Here is a 16,720-nt window from a genome sequence, read left to right as displayed (position 1 = left end):
TTTAGCTAAGCTTTTATGCGCCCCAGCAGCCTCAAGGAAGATTGTATGAACGGAAAATTTCTCGCGGGAGCAGTCATCTACGCAAAAGACATTCAGCGCGTAAGCCAGTTTTATTGTGAGCTGGCAGAACTGCCAATTACTCATCAAGAACCTGATTATGTTGTGCTTGAATCTCCGAATTTTCAATTAACGGTGGTGGCTGCCGCACCAACGATTGCAGATAAAATTACAATCTCATCACCGCCAGAGCGCAGAGAAAATACCGCAATAAAGCTTTGCTTTCCCGTTATGAGCCTTGTTGTTGCTCGAAAAATAGCAGTACAGCTTGGTGGAAAATTAAATGATCCCGAACGTGAGTGGCTATTTCAAGGAAGCAAAGTGTGTGATGCTGCCGACCCAGAAGGCAATATATTTCAAGTTAGGGTCAGTGAATTCTAACTACTGGTTCAAGTCGCTCGCTTCGCTCACTCGGGACGCCCAAAAACTACGCTTTTTTGCCGCCCATTAGCTTAATCGCTATATTTTATCCAACAAGGAGTATGTTTATGAAATTGGCTTCTTTAAGTTTGTCTTTGCTACTTATATCTGGATGTTCTTCTGTGGAGAACAATGTTGATGATAGTCCAAAGAACTTACACAAAGTTGTTGCTGTAGCAAATACTGAATTCGATAAGAATGGAGGAGCGTGTGCTGATGCTACTGGCGTTTTTGAAATTTTGCATAATAAAATTGTAGGATCGGCTCGCGATACTTTTGGTCGTGATTATAAAGTGTCTGGAACAATTGATGCTGATAATCATATATCTGGCGGCTTTGCCATTACGAAGATTACGGCGGTTGAGTATGATGGCGTAATCTCTGAGGATGGGGGCAAGGCTAATGGTACATGGAAAGATTTATATAATTGCAGTGGTACTTGGCACTCTCAAAGAGTAGATAATAATTAATAAAAATATAACAAGCGCTTCATGGTAGAAAGAAAAAGGCTTGGCTTGCGTTTCATTGTCGCTAGTTTTAGTTAAGTCTTTTTCATCCACATAAGCGGGCGTTATATTTTTTCTCGTTCCCACGTTGTACGTGGGAACGCATACGGGTACCAGATAACTCACCGGAACCCGCACTTATAGCGAAATTGGCCAACAATGCGGTAACGATATTATTCCATCCTGCTCCTCCACAAGTCGCTGGCTCCTGGGGCGGCTCGTTGCCTGTCATCTTGGCTGTAGATTGGAAAAGCCGCAGGCGCCTTCCAACAGGGGGCCCTTATGTCGGATGGCGCCACGTTATTGCTGTTTGGTTGGTTATTCAAACAGTATATTTTTTGGTGGATTGTCAGTGTGCGTGTTTTTCTACCCATGTTTGCTTGTTTTGCTCTAGCCTTTCTTGAAAAATTGAACGAGTATCAACCTGTTAGGGAAAGCACGCTGCAAGATAACGCGCAATGCTTTGCAGAAAAACGCGCATGCGCGTTTTTAACGGAGAAAGTCAGTTCTGAAGTCGACTTTTATATTTTAATTTCAAATGCTCAGCATGGATTTTGCTAATTTTTCTTGAGAGAGAAAATAAGCATGCTCAGTATTAAGATGTGAGCTGAAAATAGACATGAAAATCCGAAAAGCCTCAAACAATGATGGGCAATTTATCCTTGAGCTGATAGTAAGAAATTCTAAAGATCACTTCAGTCCAATCTGGGTCATTCCTGAGTACCAGAAGCCTCTGATCGAGCAGATGCAGAGAACCATTAACGCTGGCGCATGCCCAATGCCTGACGGAGTGTATCCTTCAAGTATTCATGTATTAGTAATTGAAGAGCGCAGCGTCGGCTTTCTATGGCTTCTACATAGGAGTGAAGGTGTGGCTGAAATTTACATCATGGCTATAGCTCCTGAACACAGACGAAAGGGCTATGCTGAGAGCCTGATAAACAACACGCTGTCAACTCTAGAAAAAGGCAGCACTGCAACATCAAGAGTAAAAAGAAAATCAAGAGCAATGAAAGATCTCTTAAGGAAGCTAGGCTTCCAGGCAAAATTTGCTCTTCCTTTTAAAGTGCAGCACTTCTTCCGGGCCATCAGCTAACAATGCGCTCAACCGTCGCTCACTTCGTTCGCTGGACGTCCAAAAGCTGCGCTTTTGACCGCCCATTAGCTTAATCGTTAGGACTTGTGATGAGACTTTACCATTTTATCAATGAAAAATATGGCCTAGAAGGCATTCGAAATCGAAGGTTGAAAATTGCACGAATTGATGAGCTAAACGACCCATTTGAATTCGCCGGTGTAAATTTTAAAGATGAAAAACTCCGAGCAGCTTTTCAGAAAATGAAAAGACAAATTTCTCAAGAGAGAGGTTTGCTTTGTTTTAGCACTAAATGGAGTAACCCTGTGATGTGGAGCCACTATGCCGATAGGCACAAGGGGCTTTGTTTAGGTTTCGATGTTGCCGATGCTTCCGTAGGTCCAGTCTCATACTCTGGGAAGCGCCTAGCCGTTGAGCTTGATCAGTTGAAAACACCTCGTGAGCTATCTGCAGAGTATGTTAGAAAAATTATGTTTACGAAGTACACGCATTGGAAATATGAAAACGAATATAGAGCATTTGTAACACTCGACGAAGCGGATGGCGCTACGGGTCTTTATTTCGCAAATTTTTCTGATCATTTGATCCTAAAGCAAGTCATTGTAGGCGCTGAATCAGATATTACCAAGGCTCGTCTTTCCAAAGAGTTAGGCAAGGAGCTACAGCATGTCGAAAAAATTAAGGCGCGACTGGCTTTTAAATCGTTTGCAGTTGTTCCTCAAAGAAACCCAAAACTATGGTCCTAACAAGCGTAAGCATTTGACTCCAAAAACTGCACTTTTTCGGTCAAGTGTTACGAGCGCTATGCTTCATTCACTACATGAGGTAAACATGAAAACCAAGCCACTAATCACAATTGCACTCACATTTTTCATCACGGCCTGTGGCGACAGCAATGAAAAGGCTATCGGATTTTATAAATACAAGCATAACCTATCAGGTACTGAGAAAATTTCAGAAATCAAAAAAGATGGTGATGCATATCTCTTTGTCGAGGATGCTATTCGCAAAAGTAATGCTATCGCCCTAACAGAGACAGCTGACGGCTTATCCTACAACAACATGCCGCTGAAGTTATCGGAGGACGGAAATACTCTTTATTTTGGTCCAATAAATGGATCAAGGGTTGATGCTAATTATCTTTCCGAACGCCTAGCAGCCATCGAAAGCAGCAAAAAAGCCTGCGCCAAACTACAGAGCGAAGTCGATCAAAACGATAAGGATATGAACAAAGAGCAGTGGAACGAGTACATAAAGTCGATCAATGACAAAAAACCAGATGAGTGCCACATTATTGGTGCCGGGATGCGCTGGTAAAACATAATAATTGGTTCAAATCGCTCGCTGGGACGTCCAAAAACTGCACTTTGGGCTGCTTCTTAACCAAACGTTATGTGCCCGACTCCTGGGTGGATGGCAAACTAGGGAGAGATGGATTGTGAAAAAGATTATTTTCACTATAAGTACTGCATGTATATCAATATCTGTACTAATTTGCGTGTTAGCTATTTGGGAGTATATTGATCCTGATGTGGCGTGGAAAACTGTGGCTACAGCTTGTGTAGTTCTTTTTGGAGTATTGTTGTTCAATGCAATCAACGAAAAACTCGAAAGTAAGTAGAAAAACGCCTATCAAGTCGCAGCAATTGCTCCCGTTGGTGCTGGGGCAGCCAAAACGCGCGCTTATTTGTTTGCCTCTTGTGGGGCGTTATGTTTGGAGAGGCTTATGCCAACGAAACGAAAAAGAAGATTGAGAAAGAAGCTCTATTTAGAGGAGTTTGCAATCTTTGGATTTGAGTTTACTTGTCAATCCACTGTGAGTCGTGACGAAGACGATAGCTTTTTAGATGTGTTTCTTGAGTTTACTGACTCCCTACATCTTATTTGTGCAGTTGGCTTTTCGCCTGACACATTTTCTGGCTTTTTGTGCAGCGAGTTTCGTTACGGTTCGCCGACAAATGAAGACCGGGTGACAGTGAAAGCATGGCTGGAAGCCCAGGCGGGAATAACGAATGTGCACATTGGTGAGTTGGTTGATGCAAATTATGGTGTATAACAACCTATGACAGACAACCAATAGGGAATATAAAAAGCGGTGTCACTTATCCGAAAAATGCAGTAAGGATGCAATATCATAGACTTTTGTTTTAAAGATATTGCCGCTTTTAAAGTGTTAGCTGGATTATCATACCTAACCGCATAACAAACTTTATAGGGAGATAAAATGACCACCCAGTCATATGGCAAAATTCAGGATTTTGTTGAAGGGGCGTATTTTCACGATCACTTTGTCACCGAGGTGCAGGCGGAGCAGCAAAGTGCGCTGGATGTGTATTTAACTCTGGTGGAGCGCATGCCCCGTTGGGTTAATCAGTTGATGGCGTTGCGTAATTGGATTGTGAGTAAGTTGGGGCTGAAGCATCTTGGCCGGATGGCGGATTATGATGCGGCGAAGCCGAGTGAGGCGTATCAGCCCGGAGACTCCCTGGGTATTTTTAAGGTGGTGCTTAATCGTCCGGAGGAGGTGATTCTGGAGGATCGGGATAAGCATCTGGATGTGAAAGTCTCGTTTTATCTGCAAAACGAGGCGGGGGTGCAGCGCCTGCATGCCACCACGGTGGTGCATGTGCATAACGGTTTCGGCAAGCTTTATATGTTCTTTGTTGGGCCGGTACATAAGCTGATTGTGCCGAGTTCATTAAAACAGTTGCGCAAGCCTGCACGCGGCTGAGTGATCAAAACGGATGGCTGCTGTGTTTGTGATCGGCTGATCGCAGTGGTTAGCCGCCATCCGCCATCTTTAAGCCCCGGCGCGTCCCAGTGCCTGTACTTCCGCCAGCCATTGTTGCCGCTGGGTTTCATCGGAGAGGATCACGGAGCCAAACAGGTTGACCTCGGCGGGGCCAATGCCACAAAACTGCAAACTAAAGCGATCTAATTGCGCCAGTACCGGGGCGGCTTGTTCGGCGGCATAGTCGGCGGGGGCGTCCATGGTCAGTAGCAGGCGGGCACTCTTGCCAACTAGGAGCGGGGTAGGCACGGCGCTGTTGCCATCGTATTGAAAGGCAAAGCCGGGCAGTAAGGTGCGATCCAGCAGGCCTTTGAGCTTAGCGGGCAGGCCGCCCCACCAAATCGGGGTGATGATGACCAGGTGGTCGGCCCATTGCAGGGCTTGCTGCCATTGCAGCAGACAGGGTTCCAGCGGTTGGATGGCGTCATAGCCTTGCTCCAGGCTGGGGTTAAAGTCCATCTCGGTTAGATTAAAGCGGCGTACCTCGGCCTGTTCTCTGGCCTCAATATGGTAGGTATCACTAAGCAGGCTGGCGAAGCTGGCGCTTTTCGGGTTGCCGTTTAGAAGGAGGATTTTCTTCATCTGGTCACTCGCTATAAGGCTGATTGATGGGGCAGGTCGTAGCTATAGGTCGTGGCATAGGCCGTAGGGATAGTCATAGCCATAGGTCGCAGCGACATGCCGTCGAAACAGCGCCAGCCTAAGCCCTCCCCTTAAGGGGAGAGTCAAGGCTGTTATCGTAAGTGAGATTAGCTGGTGTGATTAAGCGGACAGCCATCCAGGGCGGACAGGCAACGTTCGAGGCGGCTGATTTGCTCCGCCAGACGCTGTTGCTCGGTGATGAATTGCTGTTTGACCTCCAGCAGAAACTGCTGAATACGTTGCCAGTCAACCTGGCCGTCGCGGTAACGAATCGCCCCCTGTAGCCGTGCCAGGGGAATGCCCAGTTGTCTGGCTTCCGCCAGCAGGCTGAGTAGTTCCAGGTCGCTGTCACGGTAGAGACGGTAATTGCCCTGGCGTAAGGGCGGTGGGATCAGCCCTTTGGCCTCATAGAAGCGGATGGCTTTAATGGATAGGCCGGTACGTTTGGCGACTTCACCGATATACATAAAGACTCCAGCAAGCGGGACAGGGTTGCCAGCTAACCCCATCCAGCCCAGCGAAACAAGCCTAGTAGGGTATCAGTGGCGTTTAGATAACCACACCAGTCCGATCACCAGGGCGCAGACCCCGGCGGTCAGGCTGTTCCAGCTTTCTCCCAGCAGCACGATGGAGTAGGCATAGGTCAGAAAGGGTTGGAGTAACTGCACCTGACTGATGCGGGCCACTCCGCCTGTGGCCAGGGCCTTGTTCCAGGCGAAAAAACCAAACAACGAGCTAACCAGACCGATATATAACAGCGCGGCCCAGCCCAGCTCGGGCAGTTGGCTTAAGCTGCCTGGGGTATAGACCAGCAGTGACCAGGGCAGGCTGAGAGGTAGGCTCAGCACCACGACCCAGCAAATCACCTGCCAGCCGGGCATTTGCTGGGAGAGTTCGGCCCCCTTGGCATAGCCGATGGCACCGAGCAGTACGGCTCCTACCAGGGCTAGATCCCCCCAATACAGGCCGCTGGCCCCGCTTTGCCAGATGCTATATCCCAGCACTAAAACGGCTCCGCTACTGGCATAGAGCCAGAAGCGCGGTGCCGGGCGGATGCCACTGAGCAGGGCAGAGGCTAGTGCGGTGGCAAGGGGCATGGCGGCAATAATGACGGCGCCGTGGCTGACGGGCACGTATTGCATGCCGACGGAGGTGAGCAGCGGAAAGCCAAAGATATTGCCGGCGGCCACCACGGCTAAGCCCGTCAGTTGCTGGCGCTTGGGCCAGGGGGCGCGCGCCAGCCACAGTAATGGCAAGGCGGCGGCTGCGGCAATGACCGCGCGGTATAGGCCAATCTGCTGCGCCGACAGCATCTCAGTGAGTACTTTGGTGGCCGGGAGGGTCATGGCAAAGCCGGCAACCGCCAGCAAGGCGAGCATATAGGCGGCGCTTTGGCTGGGTTGCTGCAGGCCGGGATGAAGGGCGGGAGTGGCAAGGCTCATAGGTAACTCCACATGGCAGGCTCATGTCGTGGTTAAGGGGATAGCTGTTTGCCATGCTAGAAAAGTGTTAGGTCAAAGTACCTAGACAGTTGGCGGGCTTGGTAGCAAACTGTTATGACCTTGGGCCAATACAGTTGCCGGAGAGTGCATGTTTAACCTGGATCGTCAGGCCAGTACGCCACTGGTCAACCAAATCTGTGATGGGGTGGTGGGGCTGATTGAGCTCCAGCAATGGCAGCCGGGCAGTCGCTTGCCTTCAGTGCGCCAGCTGGCAGAGCGCTTGGGGGTGAGCAGCTTCACCGTGGCCAGCGCCTATGATCGTCTGACGGGGTTGGGGGTAGTCCAGGCGCGCCGTGGCAGTGGTTACTTTGTGGCACCACCGCAGACGGTACCGGCACAACCGGTGGAGTTGGCTCCCCTGCCTGCCAGTCATCCTGGGGTGGCGTTTTTGCGCCGCTCCCTCAACACCCAGCATTATCGCTTGCCGGTGAGTTGCGGCTTTTTGCCCCCCGCCTGGCTGGAGGATGCGGTGAGCCCCAGTGTCACCGGACGGCTGATGCGCACCGCGCTGTTACAGGGAGCCCCCGCGCCGATTGCGGGGAGTGATGGCCTGCGTGAGCGCCTGGCTTTTCGCTTGCGGGAAAAAGGCCTGGGGGCCGATGCCGGACGCATCCTGCTGACCAATGGGGTGACCCACGGTTTCTTTTTACTCTGTCAGGCGTTGCTGGCGCCGGATGACTATGTGGTGGTGGAAGACCCCAGCTATTTTCTGCTGCAGCTCAAGCAGAGCAACAGCCCCCTGGCGGGGCGGGTGTTACGGGTGCCGCGGCGGGCGGATGGCCCGGATTTGCAGGTGTTGGCTCAGCTGTGTCAGCAATACCGGCCCAAGCTGTTATTGACCCAAACCCTGGCCCATAATCCGATTGGTGGCCATACCTCGATGGCGGTGGCGCACCGTTTGCTGATGCTGGCGGAGCAGTATGGTTTCTATGTGGCGGAGGACGACATCTTTGGCGATTTGGCCAGTAGCGAGCGCTTTTATTTGGCCCAGCTGGCCCAGCCGCAGCAGCATAATCCGGCTACTGGGGGGATGAATGAGCGGGTGTTCTACCTCAGCAGTTTTAGCAAGGTGCTGAGCCCGGCATTGCGGATCGGCTTGATTCTGACCCCTGCGCGCTGGATGCAACCGCTGCTTGAACACAAGGTCGCCAGTGTGATGGCCTGTTCGTTAATGGATGAAACCCTGGTGCAGTACGTGTTGGAGGCCGGACGCTTCCAGCGCCATGTGGAGCGTCTGCAGGAGCGGGTCATGGAGGCCCGCAGCAAGAGCATGACTGGCTTGCAGCGCTTAGGCTTCCGCTTCGAGCAGGATCAGCGAGAGGGCTTGTTTATCTGGGCGCGGGTGCCTGCTGGGGTATCCGTGCCTGGGCTGATTGAGCAGGCGCAGCGGGATAGCATCTTCCTGGCCAGCGGGGAGGTGTTCAGCCAGCAGCCTGGTAGTGAGGAGTATTTACGTTTGAATGCCAGCTATTGTCAGCGTCCCGAGTTTTTCCGTTGGCTTGCGCAGCAGCTCAAAGCGCGCTGAGCCCTGGCTATTTTGCCGCCGTCATTGGCTGGGGCGGCGGGGTGCTTTTTAGCCACTGTCGTCCCCATCGTCCTCCCTCAGTGTTTCTTATTTGACCTCGTTTGGGCCCGCTTAAGGCAGGATCAGGTCGTCTCTGGTGTTTTTGCATCTCTGCACGTCGTAGCCATGACGTAATTGGCAACTCTGCTGTCGTTTTCGACGACTCTGGGCCCAGGTGGCAGGGATAGACTGCCAACATCAAGACAGAGGATACCTGCATGCCAGGGTCCTGAACTGACACCCGACGTTGAAGGTGGGAGCCATGAACGCTGCCGAATTACATCAAGATTCCATCGTCATCGATGGCCTGGTTATCGCTAAGTGGAACCGGGAATTGTTCGAGGATATGCGCCGTGGCGGCCTCACCGCGGCCAACTGCACCGTGTCGGTGTGGGAGGGCTTCCAGGCGACGGTCAATAATATCGCCGCCTTCAATCAGTTGATGACTGAAAACGCCGATTTAGTGCGCCCGGTGCGTCATACCAGTGATATTCGTCGTGCCAAGGAAGAAGGCAAAACCGGCATTATCTTCGGTTTCCAGAATGCCCATGCTTTTGAAGACCAGATCGGTTATGTGGAGATCTTCAAGCAGTTGGGGGTGGGCATTGTGCAGATGTGCTACAACACCCAGAACCTGGTGGGTACCGGCTGCTATGAGCGCGATGGTGGCCTGTCCGGCTTTGGCCGTGAGATCGTGGCCGAGATGAACCGGGTAGGGGTGATGTGTGACCTGTCCCACGTCGGTTCCAAAACCTCGGAAGAGGTGATTCTGGAGTCGAAAAAACCGGTGTGCTATTCCCACTGCCTGCCTTCCGGGCTGAAGGAGCACCCCCGTAACAAGTCCGATGAAGAGCTGAAGTTTATCGCCGATCACGGCGGCTTTATCGGCGTCACCATGTTTGCCCCCTTCCTCAAGAATGGCATTGATTCCACCATCGAGGATTACGTCGAAGCGATCGAGTATGTGGTCAATATCGCCGGGGAAGATGCGGTTGGTATCGGCACCGACTTTACCCAGGGCCACGGCCAGGATTTCTTCGAGTGGCTGACCCACGACAAGGGCTATGCCCGCCGCCTGACCCGCTTTGGCAAGATCGTTAACCCCCTGGGTATTCGCACCCTGGGTGAATTCCCCAACCTGACCGAAGCCCTGCTGAAGCGCGGTTTCTCCGAGCGTCAGGTACGCAAGATTATGGGTGAGAACTGGGTTCGCATCCTTGCTGATGTCTGGGGCGAATAAGCCCGCATTCGCCAACAGTCCGCCAACAATAATGAGATACCGGGGGTTGCCCCCGGTCGATACCGAGGTTAGTTCGATGAGCGCACAAGCCCCAGCCCTGCCGATTCAAGTGGATAGCGAAACCGGCGTATGGACCACCGACGCCCTGCCGATGCTGTACGTCCCACGTCACTTTTTTATTAACAACCACAAGGCGATTGAAGAAGCCCTGGGGGCCGATGCCTACGCCGAGATCCTCTACAAGGCCGGTTACAAGTCCGCCTGGCACTGGTGTGAAAAAGAGGCCGAGTGCCATGGTTTATCCGGCGTGGCGGTGTTTGAGCACTACATGAACCGTCTGTCCCAGCGTGGCTGGGGGCTGTTCAAGATTGAAGAGATCGATGTGGCCGCCGGTACCTGCCGCGTGCGTTTAGAGCACTCCGCCTTTGTCTACGAGTATGGCAAGGTCGGTCGCAAGATTGAGTATATGTTCACCGGTTGGTTTGCCGGCGCGATGGATCAGATTCTGGCGGCCAGTGGCTCCAGCCTGCGCACCCAGGCCGAACAAATCCAGAGTGGCGCTGAAGAAGGCTGCGAGGTCGGCCTCTTTATCACCCGTCCGCTGTCTTGAGTTGAGGTGTTGCCATGAGCCAGTACGACGCCATTTTTCAGCCGATTCAAATCGGTAAGCTGACCATCCGCAACCGGGTGGTCAGTACGGCCCACGCCGAGGTGTATGCCACAGACGGCGGTATGACCACTGACCGCTACGTGAAGTACTACGAAGAGAAATCCAAAGGCGGGGTAGGTCTCTGTATCTGCGGTGGTTCTTCCATCGTTTCGATCGACAGCCCCCAGCACTGGTGGAGTTCGGTCAACCTGTCAACCGACCGGATTATTCCGCACTTCCAGAATTTGGCCGATGCCGTGCACAAGCACGGTGGCCGCATCATGATCCAGATTACCCACATGGGGCGTCGCTCCCGTTGGGACGGTGGCCACTGGCCCAATCTGGTCAGTCCCTCTGGGATTCGTGAACCGGTACACCGCGCCACCTGTAAGACCATCGAGATCGAAGAGATCGAGCGCATCATCAAGGATTACGCCCAGGCGGCACGCCGTGCCAAAGAGGGTGGCCTGGATGGGGTGGAGCTGTCGGCGGTGCACCAGCACCTGATCGACCAGTTCTGGTCACCACGGGTAAACAAGCGTACCGATGAATGGGGCGGCAGCTTCGAGAATCGCATGCGTTTTGGTCTGGAAGTCTTGAAGGCGGTACGGGCAGAAGTCGGCCCGGACTTTGTGGTGGGGATGCGTATTTGTGGCGATGAGTTCCACCCCGATGGTCTCTCCCACGATGATATGAAGCAGATCGCCAAGTATTACAACGATACCGGCATGGTGGACTTTTTTGGTGTGGTTGGCTCCGGCTGCGACACCCACAACACCCTGGCTAACGTGATTCCCAATATGTCCTATCCGCCGGAGCCTTTCCTGCACCTGGCGGCGGGGATTAAAGAAGTGGTCAGCGTGCCGGTGATCCATGCCCAGAACATCAAGGACCCGAACCAGGCCCAGCGTATTCTGGAAGCCGGTTATGTCGACCTGGTGGGGATGACCCGTGCCCATATCGCCGATCCGCACCTGATCGCCAAGATCAAGATGGGGCAGATCGATCAGATTCGTCAGTGCGTAGGGGCAAACTACTGCATCGACCGTCAGTATCAGGGCTTGGATGTACTTTGCATCCAGAACGCGGCGACCTCCCGCGAGCATATGGGCATGCCCCATATCATCGAAAAAACCAGCGGCCCCCAGCGTAAGGTGGTGGTGGTTGGCGGTGGCCCCGGTGGCATGGAAGCGGCGCGGGTCTGCGCCGAGCGTGGCCATCAGGTGGTGCTGATTGAAAAGGCCGAGGAGCTGGGCGGGCAAATTACCATTGCCGCCAAGGCCCCGCGCCGTGACCAGATTGCCGGTATTACCCGTTGGTTCCAGTTGGAGCTGGCGCGCCTGGGGGTGGATTTACGCCTGGGTACCGCGGCGGATGCCGAACTGATTGCCGAGTTCAAGCCCGATGTGGTGATCCTCGCTACCGGTGGCCGTCCCTTCCTGGAGCAACATCCGGAGTGGGGTGCGGCGGAAGGTCTGGTCGTCAGCAGTTGGGATGTGCTCAGCGGCAAGGTGGAGCCCGGCAAGAATGCGCTGATCTATGACACCATCTGCGAGTTCTCCGGTATGTCGGTGGCGGACTACCTGGCTGAGAAAGGCAGCCTGGTGGAGCTGGTGACTGACGATATCAAGCCCGGTGCAGCGGTGGGCGGTACGACCTTCCCCACTTACTACCGTACCCTGTACGAGAAAGAAGTGATCATGACCTCGGATATGGCCCTGCATAAGGTCTACCGTGAGGGCAGCAAGCTGGTGGCGGTACTGGAGAACGAGTACACCGGCCAGCAGGAAGAGCGGGTAGTGGACCAGGTCATCGTGGAAAACGGCATTCGTCCCAATGAGGAGCTGTATTACCAGCTCAAGGATGCCTCCCGTAACCGTGGCCAGATCGACATTGATGCCCTCTTTGCCGGTCAGCCTCAGCCTTGCCTGAGCGACAAGGGCGATGGCTACCTGTTGTTCCGCCTGGGGGATTGCGTGTCCCAGCGTAACACCCATGCTGCCATCTACGATGCCCTGCGCCTCTGTAAGGATTTCTAACGTCGGCTCCAGCCTGTGCTGACCGGTGCATCCGGTCAGCCAAGTCTTGTTGTGGGGGTGCGCTATGCTCCTTGATTGGTTACTTCCCGTATTAATTGCAATGGCTCTGGGCCTGGCGCTGATTGGCGCGGCCCGGCGCATTAGCCTGTGGCGTCAGGGTCAGGCGGCTCCGGTGGATTTCTGGGGCGGCTTGAAGGCGATGCCTACACGCTATCTGAAAGATCTGCACCATGTGGTGGAGCGGGATAAATACATGTCCCACACCCACGTGGCTACCGCTGGGGGTTTTGTTGCCTCGGCGCTGCTGATCATTCTGGTTCATCTGTTTGGCTTGGAGAGTCGCATTCTGGCGGCTGCCCTGCTGGCTTCTTTGGCGCTGATGTTTGTTGGTGCCTGCTTTGTGTATAAACGCCGCAAGCAACCACCGGCGCGCCTGTCTAAAGGCCCCTGGATGCGTCTGCCCAAGAGTCTGCTCAGCTTTGCTGGCAGCTTCTTCCTGCTGACCCTGCCGGTGGCGGGGGTGTTGCCACAAGACTTTGGTGGCTGGGTGTTGGCCATTGTGTTGTTGGCCGGGGTGATCTGGGGCATGGGGGAGTTGTTCTTCGGCATGACCTGGGGCGGGCCGATGAAGCACGCCTTTGCCGGTGCCCTGCACCTGGCTTTTCACCGTCGTCCTGAGCGTTTTGGCGGTGGCCGCTCCACTGGCCTGCTGCCGCTGGATTTAAGCGCCGCCCGTCTGGGGGTGGAAAAACCGGCGGATTTTAAATGGAACCAGCTGCTTGGCTTTGATGCCTGTGTGCAGTGTGGTCGCTGTGAGGCGGTGTGCCCGGCCTTTGCCGCCGGCCAGCCGCTGAACCCGAAAAAGCTGATTCAGGATATGGTGGTAGGTCTGGCTGGTGGCACCGATGCCCAGTATGCCGGTAGCCCCTATCCTGGGATTGAAGTCGGTCAACATGGGGGTTCGGCACATCAGCCCATCGTTAAGGGATTGGTGGAAGCGGAAACCCTGTGGTCCTGCACCACCTGCCGTGCCTGTGTGGAAGAGTGCCCGATGATGATTGAGCACGTCGATGCCATCGTCGATATGCGCCGCTTCCTCACCCTGGAAAAGGGCGCCACCCCCAACAAGGGTGCCGAGGTGCTGGAAAATCTGATTGCCACGGATAATCCCGGCGGCTTTGAGCCTGGCGCCCGTATGCACTGGGCGGCGGATCAGAACCTGCAAGTGATGGCCGAGGTGAAGAAGGCTGATGTATTGCTGTGGATCGGTGATGGCGGCTTTGATATGCGCAACCAGCGCACCCTGCGCTCACTGGTGAAGGTACTGAAAGCGGCCAAGGTCGACTTTGCTGTGCTGGCCCAGGAGGAGCGTGACTCCGGTGACGTGGCACGTCGTCTGGGGGATGAGGCAACCTTCCAGCATCTGGCCAAGCTCAATATCGCCACCCTGAATCAGTATCAGTTCAAACTGATCCTGACCTGTGATCCGCACAGCTTCCATGTGCTGAAAAACGAGTACCCGGCCTTGGGTGGGCGTTATCAGGTGCAGCATCACTCCACCTACTTGAATGAGTTGGTGCAGCAAGGCCGCTTGGCGCTGGGGCAGCACAAGGGCGGTAGCGTGACCTATCACGACCCCTGCTACCTGGGCCGTTATAACGGTGAATACGAAGCGCCGCGCCAGTTGCTGAAAGCGTTGGGGATTGAAGTGCAGGAGATGGAACGCTCTGGTTTCCGCTCCCGTTGCTGCGGTGGCGGTGGCGGTGCTCCCATCACCGATATTCCCGGTAAACAGCGGATTCCCGATATGCGCATGGACGATGCCCGTGGCAGCGGTGCGGCGATCGTGGCGGTCGGTTGTCCCCAGTGTACGGCGATGCTGGAAGGGGTAGTCGAACCTCGCCCGGCGGTGAAGGACCTGGTGGAGCTGTTGGCGGATGCGCTGCAAGAGCCCCAGGCCGACAAGCCGGCGGCGCAAGCCGCTGTACAGATGGCGGAGGTGTGAGATGAGTGATATTCCACGTCGTGACCCCCGCGCAGAATGGATTGCCCGTAATCGCCTGCATCCTCTGCATGCCAGTATTACCGCGGCCCAGTCGCCGAAGTGGTTAGGCCCCAATGGCCTGTGGCGGCGTAATCCCCATGGCCTGGGTTTTATCGGCCCCAATGGCATCAAGCGGATTGACCGCAGCGGTGCCAGCCAGGGCAGTGGGCAGAAGGCCAAAGGGCAGCAGACACAGGTGCAGTTGCCGCTGCATCAGGTACAGAACCCACAAGCCTACATTGTGGTGGTGCCGGATCTGGTGGGAGGGCGCTTGTCCTCCCATGACAAAGATGTGTTGGGGCTGGCCCAGCAGCTGGCCCGCCGCCATGCCGATACCGCGGTGTTGGCCCTGGTATTTGGTGAGCATAAAGAGTCTGGCTTTGCCGAGGCAGGGGTGGATCGTCTGCTGGTGGCCGAGGCACCACGTTATCAGGGTTATGCACCGGAACAGCGTCTGGCGCTGTTACAGGGGCTGGCAGCGAGCATCCAGGTGCATCACTGGCTGCTGCCGGATTCGGTCAATGGTGGCGGTGAGCTAGGTCGCCGTCTGGCGGCGCGTCTGCAGTTGCCGGTGGCAACCCAGGTATGGCAATGCCAGGAACAACAGATTACCTGTCGCGGCGGCGGTGGCCGTCACGACATCAGCCGTCCACTGGTGCCGGTATTGTTGCTAGCGGAAGAGTGTGCCGAGCCGGTGAGTGAATACCGCTGTGAGGCTCTGCCCTTTGATGCCGAGGTGAAGTCCGCCAGTGCCATTACCCGCCTGGAAGATCTGGGCCAGGTAGCGGTAGACCCCAGCGCCATTCCCCTGGCCGAGGCAGAGTTTATTCTCTCGGCGGGTAACGGCATTACCGACTGGACGCTGTTCCATGACACCGCGCGCATCCTGGGGGCCACTGAGGGCGCCTCCCGGGTGGCGGTGGATAATGGCCATATGCCGCGCCACCGTCAGGTGGGGGCAACCGGTACCTGGGTCACCGCACGGGTCTATATCGCCGTGGGGATTTCCGGGGCGATCCAGCATCTGCAGGGGATTGGTCAGTGTGACAAGGTGGTGGCGATCAATACCGATCCGGGTTGCGACATGATCAAGCGTGCTGACCTGTCGGTGATTGGGGAGTCTACAGCGATCCTGCGTGCGCTGCATCAGCTGGCGCAACAACCGGCGACGGAGGAGGTGAACGATGATGCGGCCTGAGCAACTTAATATCAGTGTGCTGGTGTCGGTAGGCAGTCACCCCAAAACCGGTCGTAGCCGTCGTGCTGACCAGGATGCCAGGGCGGTGGAAATGGCGCTGCAACTGGAGCAAAGCCAATTGCAGGTACTCCATGCCGGTCAGGCCGATGAGCCTGCCCTGCGTCAATACCTGGGGATGGGCTTGGCCTGTCTGGATGTGTTGGCCTTGCCTGAGGGGGCCGATGTGGTGCCAGCGCTGGTACGGGAACTGAAACAAAGCGGTGCTGACCTGGTCTTGACCGGGGTACAGGCAGAAAGCGGTGAAAGCTCAGGACTGACCCCCTATTTATTGGCAGAGCAGCTGGGTTGGGCGTTTGTACCCAGGGTGGCGGCGATTGAGTCCTGCAGTTCAGGCAAGCTCAAGGTATTGCAGGCCCTGCCCCGCGGCCAACGCCGTGCAGTACAGGTCACCTTGCCCTGTGTACTGAGCATTGATAGTGCTGCCCCCACTCCGCGCCAGAGTGCCTTTGGCCCGGCTCAACGTGGCCAGATTCAGGTGTTGGTGCCCGACAGTGCCACACCAGTCGCGCAGCAGGACTGGCAGGTACAGCCCGCCCGTAAGCGGCCCAAGCGCCTGAAGATGGTGAAGGCCAAAACCGCCGCCGAGCGCTTTAAGGCTGCCACCGCCAAAGCCGCCAGTGAAGGTGGTCAGGTGCTGGTACCGAAAACCGCGGAAGAAGGTGCCGCGGCGATCCTGAAACTGTTAAGGGAGGAGGGGGTATTGCGCTAAGCCTGTCTGGAGATTTCGCCTTCTGACAAAACTTATCCCCTCTTATTTTGCGGCTGTCTTCCGTTGGGAGGCAGCCGTTTTTTCGTTATCAGGGTGACCCGGCTGCCGAAGGGCAGCGAGTGGCGCCTGTTTGAGTTTATACCCCCAAAAGAGAGCTGAAGCTTGCCGATAAGCGCATTACAATAGCCCGCTTTGTTTACTTG

The 16,720-nt window shown here is 54.9% G+C and carries 18 protein-coding genes; 15 read left to right on the top strand and 3 right to left on the bottom strand.

The genetic code is table 11. The features are described from left to right. Positions 1-45: 45 nt before the first annotated feature. The 8 genes from Q334_RS0105040 (at position 46) to Q334_RS0105005 (ending at position 4,810) form a co-directional block, all read left to right on the top strand. On the top strand, positions 46-438 hold the full coding sequence (locus Q334_RS0105040) for a VOC family protein (RefSeq protein ID WP_027312254.1): 393 nt from the start codon (positions 46-48) through the stop codon (positions 436-438). Between the two features lie 107 nt (positions 439-545). Next, entirely contained in the window at positions 546-947 is a 402-nt protein-coding gene (locus Q334_RS0105035) for a hypothetical protein (protein WP_027312253.1), read from the top strand. A 318-nt stretch (positions 948-1,265) separates the two neighbouring features. Further along, positions 1,266-1,544 (top strand): hypothetical protein, encoded by a 279-nt coding sequence (locus Q334_RS0105030; protein WP_027312252.1) that lies wholly within the window; start codon positions 1,266-1,268, stop codon positions 1,542-1,544. A 58-nt stretch (positions 1,545-1,602) separates the two neighbouring features. Then, complete coding sequence (locus Q334_RS0105025) at positions 1,603-2,079, top strand: GNAT family N-acetyltransferase (RefSeq protein ID WP_027312251.1); 477 nt, start codon at positions 1,603-1,605, stop codon at positions 2,077-2,079. A gap of 89 nt (positions 2,080-2,168) precedes the next feature. Continuing rightward, positions 2,169-2,825: a DUF2971 domain-containing protein gene (locus Q334_RS0105020; protein ID WP_027312250.1), complete on the top strand. Its 657-nt coding sequence runs from the start codon at positions 2,169-2,171 to the stop codon at positions 2,823-2,825. Beyond that, positions 2,746-3,396: a hypothetical protein gene (locus tag Q334_RS0105015; protein WP_155888956.1), complete on the top strand. Its 651-nt coding sequence runs from the start codon at positions 2,746-2,748 to the stop codon at positions 3,394-3,396. Before Q334_RS0105020 ends, Q334_RS0105015 begins: the two co-directional genes overlap by 80 nt. 409 nt (positions 3,397-3,805) lie before the next feature. Then, entirely contained in the window at positions 3,806-4,135 is a 330-nt protein-coding gene (locus tag Q334_RS0105010; protein ID WP_027312248.1) for a 50S ribosome-binding protein YggL, read from the top strand. Positions 4,136-4,303: 168 nt separating this feature from the next. Next, entirely contained in the window at positions 4,304-4,810 is a 507-nt protein-coding gene (locus Q334_RS0105005) for a DUF2867 domain-containing protein (protein ID WP_027312247.1), read from the top strand. Positions 4,811-4,879: 69 nt separating this feature from the next. On the opposite strand, the gene Q334_RS0105000 is transcribed toward Q334_RS0105005, so the two are convergent. The 3 genes from Q334_RS0105000 to Q334_RS0104990 all read right to left on the bottom strand — a co-directional run bounded on the left by Q334_RS0105000 (position 4,880) and on the right by Q334_RS0104990 (position 6,954). Next, positions 4,880-5,452, bottom strand: coding sequence for an NAD(P)H-dependent oxidoreductase (locus tag Q334_RS0105000; protein WP_027312246.1), 573 nt, complete (start codon positions 5,450-5,452; stop codon positions 4,880-4,882). Between the two features lie 167 nt (positions 5,453-5,619). Next, the gene (locus Q334_RS0104995) at positions 5,620-5,979 is read right to left on the bottom strand and encodes a MerR family transcriptional regulator (protein ID WP_027312245.1); all 360 of its coding nucleotides are present in this window, start codon (positions 5,977-5,979) and stop codon (positions 5,620-5,622) included. Positions 5,980-6,051: 72 nt separating this feature from the next. After that, a complete protein-coding gene (locus Q334_RS0104990; protein ID WP_035460819.1) occupies positions 6,052-6,954 on the bottom strand; it encodes a DMT family transporter in 903 nt (300 codons plus the stop codon). A 148-nt stretch (positions 6,955-7,102) separates the two neighbouring features. Here Q334_RS0104990 and Q334_RS0104985 point away from each other — a divergent pair, with 148 nt between their 5' ends. The 7 genes from Q334_RS0104985 (at position 7,103) to etfB (ending at position 16,517) form a co-directional block, all read left to right on the top strand. Continuing rightward, positions 7,103-8,539, top strand: coding sequence for an aminotransferase-like domain-containing protein (locus Q334_RS0104985; RefSeq protein ID WP_027312243.1), 1,437 nt, complete (start codon positions 7,103-7,105; stop codon positions 8,537-8,539). Positions 8,540-8,840: 301 nt separating this feature from the next. Next, complete coding sequence (locus tag Q334_RS0104980) at positions 8,841-9,818, top strand: dipeptidase (RefSeq protein WP_027312242.1); 978 nt, start codon at positions 8,841-8,843, stop codon at positions 9,816-9,818. A gap of 76 nt (positions 9,819-9,894) precedes the next feature. Further along, positions 9,895-10,428 carry a DUF5943 domain-containing protein gene (locus tag Q334_RS0104975; RefSeq protein ID WP_027312241.1) on the top strand — a complete coding sequence of 178 codons (534 nt, stop codon included), beginning with the start codon at positions 9,895-9,897 and terminating at the stop codon, positions 10,426-10,428. Positions 10,429-10,442: 14 nt separating this feature from the next. After that, positions 10,443-12,506, top strand: coding sequence for a dimethylglycine demethylation protein DgcA (gene dgcA, locus Q334_RS0104970; protein ID WP_027312240.1), 2,064 nt, complete (start codon positions 10,443-10,445; stop codon positions 12,504-12,506). 64 nt (positions 12,507-12,570) lie between these two features. Then, positions 12,571-14,511 (top strand): (Fe-S)-binding protein, encoded by a 1,941-nt coding sequence (locus tag Q334_RS0104965; RefSeq protein ID WP_027312239.1) that lies wholly within the window; start codon positions 12,571-12,573, stop codon positions 14,509-14,511. A gap of 1 nt (position 14,512) precedes the next feature. Then, a complete protein-coding gene (gene etfA, locus Q334_RS0104960) occupies positions 14,513-15,748 on the top strand; it encodes an electron transfer flavoprotein subunit alpha (protein ID WP_027312238.1) in 1,236 nt (411 codons plus the stop codon). Further along, a complete protein-coding gene (gene etfB / locus Q334_RS0104955) occupies positions 15,735-16,517 on the top strand; it encodes an electron transfer flavoprotein subunit beta (protein WP_342667438.1) in 783 nt (260 codons plus the stop codon). Before etfA ends, etfB begins: the two co-directional genes overlap by 14 nt. Positions 16,518-16,720: the final 203 nt, after the last annotated feature.

Origin of the sequence: Balneatrix alpica DSM 16621 (assembly GCF_000619885.1) — a bacterium.
Classification (GTDB): domain Bacteria; phylum Pseudomonadota; class Gammaproteobacteria; order Pseudomonadales; family Balneatricaceae; genus Balneatrix; species Balneatrix alpica.
This window is presented reverse-complemented; position numbering and strand designations above follow the sequence as displayed.